This window comes from Klebsiella sp. HN106, assembly GCF_051209435.1.
Lineage (GTDB): Bacteria > Pseudomonadota > Gammaproteobacteria > Enterobacterales > Enterobacteriaceae > Klebsiella > Klebsiella oxytoca.
In genome coordinates this window covers 85,890-99,957 of the sequence record NZ_JBLURD010000015.1, presented here as the reverse complement: position 1 = coordinate 99,957, position 14,068 = coordinate 85,890, and the positions used below count along the sequence as shown (strand labels likewise).

Sequence of the window (14,068 nt, the reverse complement as noted above, 5' to 3'; positions counted from 1 at the left end):
AAGGAGAGGGCCATGCTCTATATCTTTGATTTAGGTAATGTGATTGTCGATATTGACTTCAACCGGGTGCTCGGGACGTGGAGCGATTTAACGCGGATCCCTCTTGCGACGCTGAAGCAGCATTTCACTATGGGTGAAGCGTTCCATCAGCACGAGCGCGGCGAAATTAGCGATGAGGATTTTGCGGCGGCGATGTGCCACGAAATGAACATGCCGCTTAGCTACGAGCAGTTCTCCCACGGCTGGCAGGCGGTTTTCGTCGCCCTGCGACCGGAGGTGACGGCAATTATGCAAAAATTACGCGAGCAGGGGCATCGAGTCGTGGTCCTGTCCAATACTAACCGTTTGCATACCACCTTCTGGCCGGATGAATATCCAGAAATACGCGCCGTGGCTGACCATATCTATCTCTCCCAGGAGATGGGGATGCGTAAACCCGAAGCGCGGATCTACCAGAGCGTGCTCGAATCGGAAGGTTTCTCCGCAGAGGATACGGTTTTCTTCGATGATAACGCCGATAATATTGCCGGCGCTGATCAGTTAGGTATCACGTCAATTCTGGTGACCGGAAAGGAGACGATACCGAACTACTTTGCGAAGCAGCTATGCTAAAAACCGTTCATCAAAAAACAGCGCGCCATCTGCGGCCGCTGGTGGCCTGGCTGAAGCTGCTATGGCGGCGTATTGATGAAGATCATATGACGACCCTGGCGGGAAACCTGGCCTATGTGTCGTTACTCTCCCTGGTGCCGCTTATCGCCGTTATATTTGCGCTGTTTGCGGCCTTTCCGATGTTTTCTGATGTCAGTATCCAGATTCGACACTTTATTTTTGCCAATTTTATTCCGACCACCGGCGATGTGATTCAGGGCTATATCGAGCAGTTTGTCGCCAACTCCAGTCGGATGACCGCCGTGGGCGCTTTCGGCCTGATTGTGACATCGCTGCTGCTGATGTATTCCATTGATAGCGCATTGAATACTATCTGGCGCAGCACCCGAACCCGGCCAAAAACCTACTCCTTTGCCGTCTATTGGATGATCCTCACGCTGGGGCCGCTGCTGGCGGGGGCCAGCCTTGCGATCAGCTCCTATCTCCTGTCGTTACGCTGGGCCAGCGATCTGAATAGTGTGATTGACGATGTGCTGCGTATTTTTCCGCTCATTTTATCGTGGGTGGCATTCTGGCTGCTATACAGCATTGTGCCGACGGCCGAGGTACGTAACCGCGATGCGATAATCGGTTCCCTGGTTGCGGCGCTGCTCTTTGAGGCGGGGAAGAAAGCTTTTGCTTTATATATCACTGCGTTCCCGTCCTATCAGCTGATTTATGGCGTGCTTGCCGTGGTACCCATTTTGTTCGTCTGGGTGTACTGGACGTGGTGTATCGTCTTGCTTGGCGCTGAAATTACTGTCACTCTCGGTGAATACCGCAAACTGAAAAAAGAAGAAACAGAACAATCATGATTGCATTAATTCAACGCGTATCCCGAGCTAGCGTTACCGTGGAGGATGAAGTGACGGGCGAAATCGGTCCCGGGCTTCTGGTGCTGTTAGGCGTCGAGAGAGACGATGATGAGCAAAAGGCGAATCGCCTGTGCGAACGCGTGCTGGGATACCGTATTTTTAGCGATGCTGAAGGCAAAATGAATCTTAATGTGCAGCAGGCTGGCGGCGGCGTGCTGGTGGTTTCACAGTTTACGCTGGCAGCGGATACCGAGCGCGGGATGCGTCCTGGATTTTCTAAAGGCGCGGCACCGGATAAAGCAGAAGCGCTGTACGAGTATTTCGTTGAGCGCTGCCGCCAGCAGAAAATGAATACGCAGACCGGGAGATTTGCTGCCGATATGCAGGTTTCTCTGGTGAATGATGGTCCTGTGACCTTTTGGTTGCAGGTATGAGCCAGCTTCCGGGCAGGCTGCGGGTAACAAAAGAGAGTACAGCTATGTATCACCTTCGCGTACCGCAAACAGAAGAAGAGTTAGAGAGCTACTACCAGTTCCGCTGGGAGATGCTGCGTAAGCCGCTGCATCAGCCGAAAGGGTCCGAGCGCGATGCGTGGGATGCGATGGCGCACCATCAAATGGTGGTCGATGAAGAGGGTAATCTGGTTGCCGTTGGGCGACTGTATGTGAACGCGGAAAACGAAGCCTCGATCCGTTTTATGGCCGTACATCCGTCAGTACAGGATAAGGGGCTGGGAACCCTGATGGCGATGACGCTGGAGTCCGTCGCCCGTCAGGAAGGCGTTAAGCGCGTGACCTGTAGCGCCCGTGAAGACGCGGTAGAATTCTTTGCCAAGCTCGGGTTTGTGAACCAGGGGGAAATCACGACGCCGACCACCACGCCGATTCGTCATTTTTTGATGATTAAGCCAATAGCCTCGCTGGACGATATTTTACATCGCGGCGACTGGTGCGCTCAGCTGCAGCAGGCCTGGTATCAGCACATCCCTCTTAGTGAAAAAATGGGCGTGCGTATTCAGCAGTATACCGGGCAAAAGTTTATCACCACTATGCCGGAAGCCGGTAACCAGAACCCCCACCATACGCTGTTTGCCGGCAGCCTGTTTTCGCAGGCAACGTTAACCGGCTGGGGGCTTATCTGGCTGATGCTGCGCGAGCGGCATCTTGGCGGCACAATTATTCTCGCAGATGCTCATATTCGTTACAGTCAGCCCATTAGCGGACGCCCCAGCGCTGTTGCCGATCTCGGCTCATTAAGCGGCGATCTCGATCGCCTGGCGCGTGGGCGCAAAGCGCGCGTTCAGCTGCAGGTTGAGCTATTCGGTGACGATCGGCTCGGCGCGGTTTTTGAGGGTATCTATATCGTGCTTCCTGCGAAGCCGTTCGGCTCTTATGAAGAGGGTGGCAACGAAGAGGAGTAGCCTCCCTTTACGCTTATCTACTGGCCCGGTGATTTTACCCGCCAGGCGATATCTCTCATCGCGCTGGCTGCCGCTGGGCTGATACCGCCCAGCTGGAAGAAGCCGTGAATCACTCCGAGATAGCGCTGACAGGTGCACTCTACGCCCTGTTCAAGCAGGCGCTGGTAAAGCGCTTCGCCTTCATCACGCAAAGGATCGTATTCTGCCGTCAGAATATGCACCGGCGGTAAGCCGTTAAAGTCTTTACGCCATAGCGGGCTGGCTTCCGGGTGGTGGAGTGTCGTCGACGAAAGGTACATTTCATAGCCGCTGAGCAGAGTGTCTTCGGTGATAATGTAATCTTTACCGTTATCGATATAGCTCTTCATATTGGCGGTGGCATCCAGCATCGGGTAAATCAAAACAAGCTGCGCGGGTTGCCATGCCCGGGTGGTTTTCAGCCGCAGAGCGGTGACCAAGGCCAGATGACCCCCGGCGCTATCGCCCGCAAGCGTAATACGCGAAACGTCGATGCCTAACTGCGGCGCGTGGCGGTGAATAATCAGTGCGCCTTTTTCCGCATCGTCATGGGCGGCGGGAAAAGCGTGCTCCGGCGCCAGCCGGTATTGCACGGCGATAACCCGGCAGCCGCTGTGGTAAGCCAGCTGACGGAGTTGATGTTCATGCGTGGCGAAACCACCGCTGATAAAGCAGCCGCCGTGAAAATAGATGACCGCAGGGAGAGCGCCTGAGGCGTTGAGGGGGGAGACAATGCGAAATGTCATGCCTTCGAGCTCGATATCTTCTACCTGAACGCGCTTTTCTTGCTCCCCAGCCAGTACCGTGCTGGCGATATAGCCGCGTCTCCGGTCATCAATACTCTGATCGCGCGATGAGGGGCGACCCGCCTCGATAAACTCCCGCACCTGTATTGCAATACCCTTTTCAAGCGCCATTTTTATTCCCTTAACCTGTTTGGATATACAGGTTTATAGCCTGATTGTGAGCAAAAGAAAACCGGGGATTTTCGTTGGGAAGTGATTCTGGAAAGCGGCTCGCAAAAGTGAAACCCATTGCTGGACGAAGCAGCAAACGCAGGGAGGAGTATGGGATAAAGTTGCCGGATGCCATCGTACTGGCAACAGCGCAAATAGATCGTTATGAACTGGTCACGCGCAAAGCAAAAGTTTTGCCGGCATACCGGGAGTGATTACGCTTTATCATTTGTAAGTCGGGCAGCAGAAGAGGCTGCCCGACATGCTGCTCGCCGTTACTCCCCCTCTCCCGGGAACAGGAACGGGTTGATGGAGCTGCGGGCAAAGCCCTCTTGTTCCATCCGTGCGTCCAGCACCAGTGAGGCGAGGTCGTCGGCCACGGCTTCTACTTTGGGATCCTTTTCCTGATAAAGAATCTTCAGGTAGGTACCGCAGTCGCCGCAGCTTTCGGCTTTAATGGCCGCCTGCTCGTTATCTAAAGACCAGTAGTGCAGATCGCGCGTCTGTTCGCAGTTGCTGCATTTCACGCGCACCACGTGCCACTCGGTTTCACACAGGTTGCAGTGCAAATAGCGCAGGCCCTGAGTGGTGCCAATTTGCACTATGCTGGAGACCGGCATCGAGCCGCAAACCGGGCAGAATTGACGCTGTTCACCGTATTCGGCGCGAGCTTTACCGGGTATCAGGCTGGCCATCTGCGCCCAATAGAGCGATAGCGCGGCCCAGATAAACGGTGCTTTATCGCTGCTAACGGAGGCAAAATCGGAGACAAATAGCGCGCTTGCCATCAGTTCCAGCTCTTGCTCTGACGCTTTTTCCAGATTCTCGATAACCGCCAGCGCCGGGCCGCTCATCTCTGGCTTCAGTTCGGCAATCAGCGAATGCAGTAGCTTGTGCCAGTGCTTGTCGCGCGGTAAAACGTGAATATCGAGCGGCGGTTTGCCCTGATCGTTCGCTTCTTTAATGCGTGCGGTGAGATCCATCTGCAGGGGATGATCGTACAGCACCACTTCCTGCGCGTGGGCGATAAGCGCAGCAAAGCGCAGATAATCCCCCAGCGGATTATTTTCAGCCAGTTCGCGCAGGCGCTCGGCACGACGGTTATATAAATTTTTGAGTCGAGGAAACAACAACGGTGGAATCATATCCGTCGCGCGTTTCTCGCTCTTTTCCAGCTCATCTTGCGGGATGATACGAATGCTCATTCAGTCACTTCCTGGTTTCAGCAGATTCGGCGATGGTCGCGTCCGCTCTGTGATTTGGCGGGCATCATGCGCCCGCTCTGGTGATGTCATTAATGATAACCGTAATCGGCATACGGGATATACCCATGACATCGCAATGTGTGCGCTACGATACCTGATATCGATACCCCAGACTATGCACCGTTAGGATTAGCCATCCTGCCCCATGAGTTTAGCGAAGCGGAAAGAGTGCCAATCCCGCCTGCGGTGCATGAGGGCTGGAGGCAGCAAAAGCGAACGGTATCCGCAAAAAAATGGCGTCGATATACGACGCCATTTATAAGACCAGCAAAACGCACGCTTACGACTGGCGCTTATCCTGCTTTTCGCGGACTTCACGATACCAGCGTGGATGATGCTTCTTCGCCCAGGTCTTCGTGACCCAGCCTTCCACCATCGCGGTTATCGTGCCCTTCACCCACAGCGCGGCGTAAATATGCACCATGATCACCACAATCAGCGCCACCGCAGAGAAGGAGTGCAGCATCAGCGCGAAGCGGATAACCGGGATGGAGAACGCCGGCGCAAAGTACGGACGCCAGATAATCACCCCGCTGACCAGCAGCAGCACCAGGAAGATAATCGCTGCCCAGAACACGCATTTCTGGCCGAAGTTATAGCGTCCGGTATCGCCCACTTCCTCGTTGACGACAATCTTGCGAATATTCTTCGCCCAGAAAATATCGTCCCGGTTGATCAGGTTGTGGTGCCAGTAGCGGAAGAACATGATGATGAACGAGGCAAACATGATCACGCCCACAAACGGGTGCAGAATGCGCGCCAGCTGCGGTGTGCCCATGATTTGCATCAGCCAGTTGAAGGACGGGAAGAAAAAGCCCAGCCCGCTCACCGCCGCCAGCACGAAGCAGAAGGCGGTGACCCAATGGTTGATTCGCTCCGGCGCGGTGTAGCGCACGATGGTGTCACGTCTTTTCATTTGCGCACCTCGTCTTTCTCTTCATCCAGATTGTCCTCTTCCTCTTCCGCGCGGTTCGGACCGACGCCGACGTAGTGGAAGATGCTGGCGGCGAAGGTGGCCGCAAATCCGACCGCGGCCAGCGGTTTCCAGATCCCTTTCCAGAACTTCACGGTAGCGCTGATTTCCGGATTTTCCGGCAGGCCGTGATAGAGATTCGGCTTGTCGGCGTGGTGCAGCACGTACATCACGTGCGTGCCGCCAACGCCTGCCGGATCGTACAGACCTGCGTTGTCATAACCGCGGGTTTTCAGCTCTGCGACGCGCTCGCCTGCCAGCGTTTTCATATCCTCTTTGGAGCCAAAGTGGATAGCACCGGTCGGGCAGGTTTTCACGCAGGCCGGTTCCTGGCCAACGTTAACGCGGTCCACGCACAGTGTGCATTTATAGACGCGGTTGTCTTCCGGGTTCAGACGCGGCACGTTGAACGGGCAGCCAGCAATGCAGTAGCCGCAGCCGATGCACTGCTCAGACTGGAAGTCGACGATGCCGTTGGCATACTGAATGATTGCCCCTTCCGCCGGGCAGGCCTTCAGGCAGCCCGGATCGGCGCAGTGCATACAGCCATCCTTACGGATGAGCCACTCCAGTTTGTCGTTCTGCTCCACTTCCGAGAAGCGCATCACGGTCCAGGATTTGGCGGTCAGATCGGCGGGGTTATCGTACACCCCGACGTTATGACCCACTTCATCACGAATGTCGTTCCACTCGGAGCAGGCCACCTGACAGGCTTTACAGCCGATACAGGTCGTGACGTCGATAAGCTTCGCCACCTCTTCCTGATGGTCCCGCGCGTGCGGCGCGGGGGTGAAGCCGTTAGTCGCGGAACGACGGATAATGTCTTGCGATTGATAAGCCATAATTCGTCTCCGTTACGCCTTTTCCACGTTCACGAGGAAAGCCTTGAACTCCGGCGTCTGCGTGTTCGCATCCCCGACAAACGGCGTCAGGGTATTGGCGATAAACCCTTTCTTCGCCACGCCTTCGTAGCCCCAGTGAATCGGAATACCGATAGTATCGATATCTTTGCCGTCCGCTTTCAGCGTGCGAATACGCTTGGTCACCACCGCCTTGGCTTTAATATAGCCGCGGTTAGAGGAGACCTTCACGGTATCGCCATGGGCGATGCCGAGCTTGTTCGCCAGCTTCTCGCCGATCTCCACAAACTGCTCCGGCTGCGCGATGGCGTTGAGAAGCGCGTGCTTGGTCCAGTAGTGGAAGTGCTCGGTCAGACGGTAAGTGGTACCGACGTAAGGGAATTTTTCCGCTTTGCCCATCTGCTCAAGGTCGCCTTTAAAGACGCGAGCGGCCGGGTTAGAGACGACATTCGGGTGCAGCGGGTTAGTGCCCAGCGGTGTTTCAAACGGCTCGTAGTGTTCCGGGAACGGCCCCTCCGCCATCTTATCGATAGCGAACAGACGTCCCATCCCTTCCGGCTGCATGATAAACGGCCCGACATCGCTGTCCGGCGCCGCGGCGCTGTAGTCTGGAATATCCACGCCGCCCCACTTCGCGCCGTCCCATTTCAGGAGCTGACGCTTCGGATCCCACGGTTTACCCTGCGGGTCAGCGGAGGCGCGGTTATACAGGATACGGCGATTAAGCGGCCACGCCCATGCCCAGCCGAGGGTATTGCCAAGGCCAGATGGATCGGCGTTATCGCGACGGGCCATCTGGTTGCCGTCAGGCGTCCAGCTGCCGGCGAAGATCCAGCAGCCGCTGGAGGTCGTGCCGTCGTCACGCAGCTGCGCAAACGAACTGAGCTGCTGGCCTTTCTTGACGATCACAGCACCGGTTGCCGGGTCGGTGATGTCAGCCAGCGCCTTGCCGTTGCTCTCCATCGCCACTTCTTCCGATGCCGGTTCATGCGGCGTGGCGTAGTTCCACGTCATGTTCAGCACCGGTTCCGGCGCCGGTCCGCCCTGTTCGGCGTACATCTTGCGCAGGCGTAAGAAGATACCGGCGAGGATTTCACCGTCGGTGGCCGCAATCCCCGGGGCGTCAGCGCCTTTCCAGTGCCACTGCAGCCAGCGGCCGGAGTTAACGATGGAACCGTTCTCTTCGGCGAAGCAGGTGGACGGCAGGCGGAACACTTCGGTCTGGATTTTCGCCGGATCGACGTCGTTCGACTCTCCGTGGTTTTGCCAGAAAGTGGAGGTTTCGGTGTTGAGCGGATCGATGGTCACCAGGAACTTCAGCTTCGACAGCGACGCAACAACCTTGTTTTTGTTCGGGAACGAGGCTACCGGGTTAAAGCCCTGGCAGATATAGCCATTCACTTTACCCTGATTCATCATCTCGAAGTATTGCAGGACGTCGTAGCCCTTGTCCCACTTCGGCAGCCAGTCAAAGCCCCAGCTGTTTTCCGCCGTTGCTTTATCGCCAAAGAAGGCCTTCATCATCGAGACGAAGAATTTCGGGTAGTTACCCCAGTAGTTCACCTGATCCTTCAACAGCGGTTTCGGCGTATTGGCGGCGAGGTAGGTTTGCAGGTCAGTCTGTTTCTCGCTCGGCAGCGTCATATAGCCAGGCAGGCTCTGCGACAGCAATCCTAAGTCGGTGAGACCCTGAATATTGGAGTGGCCGCGCAGGGCGTTTACGCCGCCGCCCGCCATGCCCATATTACCGAGCAGCAGCTGGATCATCGCCATGGTGCGAATGTTCTGCGCGCCGATGGAGTGCTGCGTCCAGCCCAGTGCGTACAGGAAAGACGCGGTTTTATCAGGAGCGCTGGTTTCCGCAATGTACTCGCAGACTTTCAGGAAGTCCGCTTTTGGCGTCCCGCAGATATTTTCGACAACTTCTGGCGTATAGCGGGAAACGTGCTGCTTCAGCAAATTCCAGACGCAGCGCGGATGCTGCAGCGTGGTATCGCGTTTAGCAAAGCCGTTTTCATCCAGCTCATAGTTCCAGGACGTTTTGTCGTACTTGCGGGCTTCGGCGTCATAGCCGCTGAATAAACCGTCTTCAAAGCTGTAATCTTCACGCACGATCAGGCTGGCGTTGGTATAGGCTTCGGTATATTCACGGTTAATCTTTTCATTGTTCAACAGGTACAGGATGACGCCTGACAGGAAGGTAATGTCAGTACCGGAACGAATTGGGGTATAGAAATCAGCCACCGACGCGGTACGCGTAAAGCGCGGATCGATCACAATCAGCTTCGCGCCATTGTGGATCTTGGCTTCCATCGCCCAGCGGAACCCAACCGGGTGAGCTTCAGCGGCGTTGCCGCCCATCACCACGATAAGATTGGCGTTCTTTATGTCGACCCAGTGGTTGGTCATCGCACCGCGACCAAATGTTGGAGCAAGACTTGCTACCGTTGGTCCGTGTCAGACGCGCGCCTGGTTGTCGACCGCGAGCATACCGAGCGCGCGGGTAAATTTCTGGGTTAAATAACCGGTTTCGTTACTGGAGGCGGAGGCGCACAGCATACCGGTGGTCAGCCAGCGGTTGACGGTGGTGCCTTCGCTATTCTGCGCGACAAAATTGGCGTCGCGGTCTTCTTTCATCAGCTTAGCGATACGGTCGAATGCTTCATCCCAGCTGATTTGCTGCCATTTATCAGAGCCTGGCGCGCGATATTCTGGAAATTTCAGGCGACTTTCGGAGTGGATAAAGTCTACCAGACCGGCCCCTTTAGGGCAGAGCGCACCACGGTTGACCGGATGGTCCGGATCACCTTCGATATGGAAGATAGACGCTTTGGCATTTTTTGCGCCGTCGCCGAGGCTGTACATTAACAGCCCACAGCCAACGGAACAGTAAGTGCAGGTGTTACGGGTTTCGCGGGTGCGCAGCAGCTTGTACTGCCGTGTTTCCGCTAGCGCTAAACCGGGCGCAAAGCCCAGCGCCGCTGCCGTGGTTCCTGCCATACCGCCAGCGCAGATCTTAAAGAACTGCCTTCTGCTGACCTGCATGGTTCGCTCCTTGTTTCGACATTGTCACGTATAGTTATTTGCTTTGCGGTAAGGGCCACAAAGGTTCAGAATTGGGGGTAATTTCCCTCGTTCCCGGAGGGATATAAACAGAATACCACATTGTGTGTATGCCTGTTCCAATACGGTTAAGACAAAGTGAACAAGAAGCCTCTTGAACAAATCGAAAATGTGATCGATATCACAGGTTATCGCCAGGTATCGCTCTGGAAGCGCCCAAATTTGCAACATCCCCAGCCAGACGAGTTAGCTGAAGAGGTACCCGTTGCGCTGGTTTATAACGGCATCTCGCACGTGGTGATGATGGCGACGCCGAAAGACCTGGCGCAGTTCGCCGTCGGCTTTTCCTTATCCGAAGGGATTATAGAGAACCGGCGCGAGATTTATGGCATCGACGTCGTTCAGGCCTGTAACGGCCTGGAAGTGCAAATTGAGCTCTCCAGCCGCCGCTTTATGGGATTGAAAGAGCGCCGTCGTGCGCTAGCCGGCCGCACCGGCTGTGGCGTATGCGGCGTGGAACAGCTCAACGATATCGGTAAGCCCGTGCAGCCTCTGCCTTTTACCCAGACGTTCGATCTGGCGAATCTCGATCGCGCGTTGGCGCATCTGCGGGATTTTCAGCCGATAGGCTGCCTTACCGGCTGCACGCATGCGGCGGCTTGGGTAACGCTTTCCGGCGAGCTCGCGGGCGGCCACGAAGACGTTGGCCGCCACGTGGCGCTGGACAAACTCCTCGGACACCGCGCGGAAGATGATGGCGCCTGGCAAAACGGTGCGGCGCTCGTCTCCAGCCGCGCCAGCTATGAAATGGTGCAGAAGGCGGCGATGTGCGGGGTGGAAATTCTTTTTGCGGTCTCTGCCGCGACCACGCTGGCGGTTGAAGTTGCCGAGCGCTGTAACCTGACGCTGGTGGGCTTCTGCAAGCCGGGTAGGGCAACCGTGTACACGCATCCGCAGCGGTTAATTGCAGGTTAAAATTAAGTCAATTTTTTTGAATGATAACAGCAAATCCTTCCGCTTTTTGTTTGACGATGTGAGGGCTACTATTTATCACATCAAGGCACGGCGCCTTATTAAAACAACTAACGTAAAGGGTTTATCTCATGAAAAGCATCAAAACTTTTGTCGCTGTTATCGCACTTTCCGCTTCTTTTGGTTCCTTTGCTGCGGAAACCGTCACCGCTACCGCAGCAACGATGGACGGTGCGGAAGCGAAGATCGCCGCTCAGGCCCAGGCCGCAGGCGCGTCGTCTTACAAAATTACCGAAGCGTTTACCGGTAACCGCGTGCACATGACCGCTGAACTGAATAAATAAGCTTAAAGCTACTGTCGAAAGAGCGCCCAAGGGGCGCTTTTTTTGTCTTTTTGTGGCCTGCGGATGTGCATCAGCTATGGAGATTGTGCTTATCATTGGCCGGGCGGTGCGTCAGGCGCCGCCCGGCAGAAATGCGGGCACAATAGCTGTTGCCCTTGCATCCTTTAATCGAAGTAATAGCGAATGCCGAGGCGGAATCGTACCTGATCGTCGTGATTCTGATCCTGATCGAGCCAGGCCACTTCTGCATAGGGAAGCCAGTGTTTATCGACGCGGTAGCGCGCCACAATGCTTGGCTCCCAGTGGGTTTTCTGCCCGTTAGAGGCATTGAAGTCGTTAGCGTTGACGAAGAACTCAGGGTTGAGCTGGAGCCACAGTTTTTCGGTCGCCTGGTAATTAAGGAACAGGTCGAGCTGATGGCTGTCGTTATAATCCATATAGCCATTATAATCGCGATCTTTATGGGTCATATGGTTATAGCGATAGCGGCTGCTGAAACTCAATGTTTTACTGATTTTATAGTCGAGACTGATATAAGGAGCCAGTTTTGTTCCTTTATTATCAATATCGGTTAATCCGCCAGGCGTCAGCGTCCATTTTTCATTAAGCGGTAGCGGAACCAGCCTTCAAACTCCTGAAATGAGCTTTTCATTTGATTAAAGTCTTGCCCGAGGTCGTACATTGCGGAAGCCAGAACGCCTGCGCCATTATCAAATATATGACCCAGGCCAATTTTATACTGGTTTTTCTCAGAGGCCGTCGTGTGAGCGTAGCGATTATCAACCCAGGTTGCTGCGGCAATTGCATTTAGCGTAAAGCAGGACAGCGGTATGGCGATACAAAGCGTGCGTGATTTTTTCATTTTTATTCCTGTAGGATTTAATAAGTGCCATAATTTCTGGAGAGAAATAAAAGACACTTATTAAATAGCAATTGCTGTGCCAGAATATAAAGTTCTTAAAATAAATGGAGTTGTTTTTATGTGTTGAGCCTTAATTCGACACTGACTGATTTTTTATTTGCGTCGATACTCATCACGAGTAAGAGGACGGCTCCCTTTTATTAAAGGGAGCCAGGGGATGCGTTAAATTATGCCAATACCCGCAGCGGCAAAACCGAAGACAATCAACATAATTAATACTTTATTGGGGCTAACTTTTTTATTCAGAAGCTTCAGGCAGCCCAGAACTAAAAGCAGAGGAATCAATCCGACGCAAATTTTGTCGAGGATCTCTTGCAGTACAAAGGGTTGGCCGGCGATGGTGGTTTTAAAGGTGGTGGTAAACTTCACCATGCTGGCGCTCATCGCTCCCACCATCATCAAACCCATAATTGATGAGGCTTTCGTTATACAGCTCAGTAACCCTGATTGCGTCGCTTCGGCGATATACTTAGAGCCTAAACGGTAGCCCATGACGCCGCCGTAATAGCGCAGCAGATAGCTGGGAATATTGTAAATCAGCAGGAACAGCAGCGGTCCCAGCGGATTCCCTTGCGATGCCAGACCGATGGCAATCCCGGTGGCGATAATACGCAGTACGCCATAAAAGAAGGAATCCCCGACGCCAGCGAAGGGTCCCATCAGCGCCACTTTGATGCCGTTAATACTGGAAGTATCAAAGTTCGGATTGGCTGCGTTCTCTTTCTCCATCGACAGCGTCAGGCCCATAATAAAAGGAGCCAGATGCTGGTTGGTATTAAAAAACTGGCTGTTACGTTTTAACGACTCAATATAGCCGTGTGGATTGCCGGTATAGATTTTTTTCAGCAGCGGCGCAAGGATCCAGCCGTAGCTCAGCCCCTCCATGCGGGTAAAGTTCATGGAGCCCAGCAGCTGGAACTGGCGGAAGAACAGCTGACGGAACATCTTTTTTTCGCCTTTGCTGTCATTTTGTGCGCTGAGCGCACTGTGTTGGATATCAGTCATTGAAAAACCCATCCTTATCATCAACTGACGCTGGGGCAGCGGTTGCCGCCTGTTTATTGGCTTTAAGCTGATTAAATTCGTTAAAGCACAGATAGACCGCTACCGAGGCCGCGATAATGGCAATGCCCATAATCGGTAGCTGCAGATAGGCCGCCATCGCAAAACCGATAAAGAAGAAGGCGGCGATATTCTTGTTCCATAATGCTTTGAGCAAAATTGCGAAGCCCAGCGCCGGGAGAATGCCGCCAACGGCAGTCATTCCACGCATCACCGTATCCGGGATACTTTCGACCAGACTGCGAATGACGTCGGTGCCAAACAGAATGCCGAAGAACGCCAGTACCGCAAACGGCACGCCGTAAAACAGGGTCATGCCGAAAGTGATACCCAGCGCCGCACGGTCGCGGCCTTCTTCCAGTAAGGCGTCATATTTTTCAACCAGTCCGGTATAAACCAGCTTTAGTACCTGATAGACGAAAACCGCCAGCAGGCTGATGGGCAGCGCCAGCGCGACGGCCACCGCTGGTTCCGCGTGAGTAAGAATGGTAAAGGCCGTCGCCAGGACTGAACCCACAGCCAGATCTGCGGGAACGGAGCCGCCGATAGTGATAGTGCCCAGAAAAATGAGTTCCAGCGTGGCGCCGATAATAATGCCCTGTTGAAAATCCCCCAGCACCAGTCCTACCATCGCGCCGCAGATCAGCGGCCTTTCGATGAGCGGTTGTCCCAGGGTGTGATCCGCGAACTTGGCGATATACATCACCAGCGCGACAAGGAGTGCAGACGTTAACATAGCGACCTCGC

General features: G+C 54.5%; 15 protein-coding genes and 1 pseudogene. 7 read left to right on the top strand and 9 right to left on the bottom strand.

Annotated features, from left to right (window positions below):
* Positions 1-12 precede the first annotated feature (12 nt).
* Genes yihX through fabY form a run of 4 tightly spaced genes read left to right on the top strand, consistent with a single transcriptional unit; the run spans position 13 to position 2,886 of the window.
* The gene (gene yihX, locus ACSIPU_RS25300; protein ID WP_004107358.1) at positions 13-612 is read left to right on the top strand and encodes a glucose-1-phosphatase; all 600 of its coding nucleotides are present in this window, start codon (positions 13-15) and stop codon (positions 610-612) included.
* Positions 606-1,466, top strand: a complete 861-nt coding sequence (locus ACSIPU_RS25295; RefSeq protein WP_004107366.1) for a virulence factor BrkB family protein — start codon at positions 606-608, stop codon at positions 1,464-1,466. The genes yihX and ACSIPU_RS25295 overlap by 7 nt, the downstream gene beginning before the upstream one ends.
* Positions 1,463-1,900 (top strand): D-aminoacyl-tRNA deacylase, encoded by a 438-nt coding sequence (gene dtd / locus ACSIPU_RS25290; protein WP_049094837.1) that lies wholly within the window; start codon positions 1,463-1,465, stop codon positions 1,898-1,900. Before ACSIPU_RS25295 ends, dtd begins: the two co-directional genes overlap by 4 nt.
* Before the next feature lie 44 nt (positions 1,901-1,944).
* Entirely contained in the window at positions 1,945-2,886 is a 942-nt protein-coding gene (gene fabY, locus ACSIPU_RS25285) for a fatty acid biosynthesis protein FabY (RefSeq protein ID WP_004107372.1), read from the top strand.
* A gap of 17 nt (positions 2,887-2,903) precedes the next feature.
* On the opposite strand, the gene ACSIPU_RS25280 is transcribed toward fabY, so the two are convergent.
* The gene (locus ACSIPU_RS25280) at positions 2,904-3,821 is read right to left on the bottom strand and encodes an alpha/beta hydrolase (protein ID WP_032729181.1); all 918 of its coding nucleotides are present in this window, start codon (positions 3,819-3,821) and stop codon (positions 2,904-2,906) included.
* 116 nt (positions 3,822-3,937) lie between these two features.
* Here ACSIPU_RS25280 and ACSIPU_RS25275 point away from each other — a divergent pair.
* Positions 3,938-4,095, top strand: a pseudogene (locus tag ACSIPU_RS25275) (VapC toxin family PIN domain ribonuclease); the annotation flags it as partial.
* 40 nt (positions 4,096-4,135) lie between these two features.
* Here ACSIPU_RS25275 and fdhE read toward each other — a convergent pair.
* The 4 genes from fdhE to fdnG form a co-directional block, all read right to left on the bottom strand.
* The gene (gene fdhE / locus ACSIPU_RS25270) at positions 4,136-5,065 is read right to left on the bottom strand and encodes a formate dehydrogenase accessory protein FdhE (protein WP_004116785.1); all 930 of its coding nucleotides are present in this window, start codon (positions 5,063-5,065) and stop codon (positions 4,136-4,138) included.
* 340 nt (positions 5,066-5,405) lie between these two features.
* A complete protein-coding gene (gene fdoI, locus ACSIPU_RS25265) occupies positions 5,406-6,041 on the bottom strand; it encodes a formate dehydrogenase cytochrome b556 subunit (protein ID WP_004107380.1) in 636 nt (211 codons plus the stop codon).
* Entirely contained in the window at positions 6,038-6,940 is a 903-nt protein-coding gene (fdxH, locus tag ACSIPU_RS25260; RefSeq protein WP_004107383.1) for a formate dehydrogenase subunit beta, read from the bottom strand. Before fdxH ends, fdoI begins: the two co-directional genes overlap by 4 nt.
* Positions 6,941-6,952: 12 nt before the next feature.
* Positions 6,953-10,003, bottom strand: a complete 3,051-nt coding sequence (gene fdnG / locus ACSIPU_RS25255) for a formate dehydrogenase-N subunit alpha (RefSeq protein WP_094298909.1) — start codon at positions 10,001-10,003, stop codon at positions 6,953-6,955.
* A gap of 156 nt (positions 10,004-10,159) precedes the next feature.
* On the opposite strand from fdnG, the gene fdhD reads away from it, so the two are divergent.
* Both fdhD and ACSIPU_RS25245 read left to right on the top strand, forming a co-directional pair.
* On the top strand, positions 10,160-10,996 hold the full coding sequence (gene fdhD, locus ACSIPU_RS25250) for a formate dehydrogenase accessory sulfurtransferase FdhD (RefSeq protein WP_016809588.1): 837 nt from the start codon (positions 10,160-10,162) through the stop codon (positions 10,994-10,996).
* Between the two features lie 128 nt (positions 10,997-11,124).
* Positions 11,125-11,337, top strand: a complete 213-nt coding sequence (locus ACSIPU_RS25245; protein ID WP_004107394.1) for a YdgH/BhsA/McbA-like domain containing protein — start codon at positions 11,125-11,127, stop codon at positions 11,335-11,337.
* A 164-nt stretch (positions 11,338-11,501) separates the two neighbouring features.
* On the opposite strand, the gene ACSIPU_RS25240 is transcribed toward ACSIPU_RS25245, so the two are convergent.
* The 4 genes from ACSIPU_RS25240 to ACSIPU_RS25225 form a co-directional block, all read right to left on the bottom strand.
* A complete protein-coding gene (locus ACSIPU_RS25240; RefSeq protein WP_265090772.1) occupies positions 11,502-11,882 on the bottom strand; it encodes an oligogalacturonate-specific porin KdgM family protein in 381 nt (126 codons plus the stop codon).
* 41 nt (positions 11,883-11,923) lie between these two features.
* Positions 11,924-12,199 (bottom strand): hypothetical protein, encoded by a 276-nt coding sequence (locus ACSIPU_RS25235; RefSeq protein ID WP_227628712.1) that lies wholly within the window; start codon positions 12,197-12,199, stop codon positions 11,924-11,926.
* Between the two features lie 222 nt (positions 12,200-12,421).
* A complete protein-coding gene (locus ACSIPU_RS25230) occupies positions 12,422-13,264 on the bottom strand; it encodes a PTS system mannose/fructose/sorbose family transporter subunit IID (RefSeq protein WP_004107400.1) in 843 nt (280 codons plus the stop codon).
* Positions 13,257-14,057 carry a PTS mannose/fructose/sorbose/N-acetylgalactosamine transporter subunit IIC gene (locus ACSIPU_RS25225; protein ID WP_004116796.1) on the bottom strand — a complete coding sequence of 267 codons (801 nt, stop codon included), beginning with the start codon at positions 14,055-14,057 and terminating at the stop codon, positions 13,257-13,259. The genes ACSIPU_RS25230 and ACSIPU_RS25225 overlap by 8 nt, the downstream gene beginning before the upstream one ends.
* Between the last annotated feature and the right edge of the window lie 11 nt (positions 14,058-14,068).

Excerpts from the sequence above, each read along its gene's own strand:
- ACSIPU_RS25280 (WP_032729181.1), bottom strand. The coding sequence starts at position 3,821 with ATGGCGCTTGAAAAGGGTATTGCAATACAGGTGCGGGAGTTTATCGAG.
- fdxH (WP_004107383.1), bottom strand. The coding sequence starts at position 6,940 with ATGGCTTATCAATCGCAAGACATTATCCGTCGTTCCGCGACTAACGGC.
- dtd (WP_049094837.1), top strand. The coding sequence starts at position 1,463 with ATGATTGCATTAATTCAACGCGTATCCCGAGCTAGCGTTACCGTGGAG.
- ACSIPU_RS25225 (WP_004116796.1), bottom strand. The coding sequence starts at position 14,057 with ATGTTAACGTCTGCACTCCTTGTCGCGCTGGTGATGTATATCGCCAAG.
- ACSIPU_RS25235 (WP_227628712.1), bottom strand. The coding sequence starts at position 12,199 with ATGAAAAAATCACGCACGCTTTGTATCGCCATACCGCTGTCCTGCTTT.
- ACSIPU_RS25230 (WP_004107400.1), bottom strand. The coding sequence starts at position 13,264 with ATGACTGATATCCAACACAGTGCGCTCAGCGCACAAAATGACAGCAAA.
- ACSIPU_RS25295 (WP_004107366.1), top strand. The coding sequence starts at position 606 with ATGCTAAAAACCGTTCATCAAAAAACAGCGCGCCATCTGCGGCCGCTG.
- fdhE (WP_004116785.1), bottom strand. The coding sequence starts at position 5,065 with ATGAGCATTCGTATCATCCCGCAAGATGAGCTGGAAAAGAGCGAGAAA.
- fabY (WP_004107372.1), top strand. The coding sequence starts at position 1,945 with ATGTATCACCTTCGCGTACCGCAAACAGAAGAAGAGTTAGAGAGCTAC.
- fdoI (WP_004107380.1), bottom strand. The coding sequence starts at position 6,041 with ATGAAAAGACGTGACACCATCGTGCGCTACACCGCGCCGGAGCGAATC.
- yihX (WP_004107358.1), top strand. The coding sequence starts at position 13 with ATGCTCTATATCTTTGATTTAGGTAATGTGATTGTCGATATTGACTTC.
- ACSIPU_RS25245 (WP_004107394.1), top strand. The coding sequence starts at position 11,125 with ATGAAAAGCATCAAAACTTTTGTCGCTGTTATCGCACTTTCCGCTTCT.